Raw genomic sequence first — 861 nt, 5'->3', positions numbered from 1 at the left:
CGAGAGTCTTTAGCTAGAGATGAAAAGAATCATCCAATAATGCTTGATGCTGATGGACAAGGAATAATTCTGACAAACTCTACTTTTTTTGCATTTATTGACAAGGATGGAATTATACGAAATAATACAAATCCATTACCGGCAGGAATTACTTCATCTGTATACAAAACAAAAGACGGTGTTTTTCTAAATATATCTCAGGGTGGAAAAGGAACAGAAATTCAAGTTTACAATTCTTTTTTCCCACAATTTGGAAATTCGCCAATATTTAATGGAACATTAGACACTGATATCAAAATAGGTAAAGACAGTAGAAATTACATCAAATCAAAAAGTGGAATTTACCATCTTGGTATGATTTATCAGGGTGCTACGGAAGGACCATATGCTAGAATTCAATTAGTGCCAGTACTTGTTATAGATTCTAATATTGCAGGAGTTTATGACACTATAATTCCTGATCTAAGTACATCTTGGGAAGATTATACAAGATATGATTTAAAATCTGGACAGAAACCAAAATATGATTTTGATTTTACCGATGAGAAACCAATTGTTTTGGGAAGTGGAAATGAATTTTTAGTCTATGATTCTAATAAAGATGGCAAGGCAGATTATAGTGCAGGAACGATAGGTGCTCAAGTAGTAGATGTTTATGGTGCAATTCAAAACAAAACTGCAAAAATTGACAAGTCATTAAATGCAATTAATGGAACCTTATTACCTGCATTAGATCCAAATGGTAGATTTTTTGGAGTGATGAACGATTTTGTTGGACATGGAACATCCAGTGCTTCTTCAATCGCATCAAAAGGTAAGCAAACATATGACATTTACAACAACACTAAACAATATACAATT

At 32.6% G+C, this 861-nt stretch carries 1 pseudogene; it reads left to right on the top strand.

What is annotated here, in order from left to right:
- Positions 1–861 (top strand): annotated as a pseudogene (locus BG20_RS04635) (S8 family serine peptidase); the annotation flags it as partial.

The sequence above is a fragment of the Candidatus Nitrosarchaeum limnium BG20 genome, assembly GCF_000241145.1.
GTDB classification, from domain to species: domain Archaea; phylum Thermoproteota; class Nitrososphaeria; order Nitrososphaerales; family Nitrosopumilaceae; genus Nitrosarchaeum; species Nitrosarchaeum limnae.
This window is presented reverse-complemented; position numbering and strand designations above follow the sequence as displayed.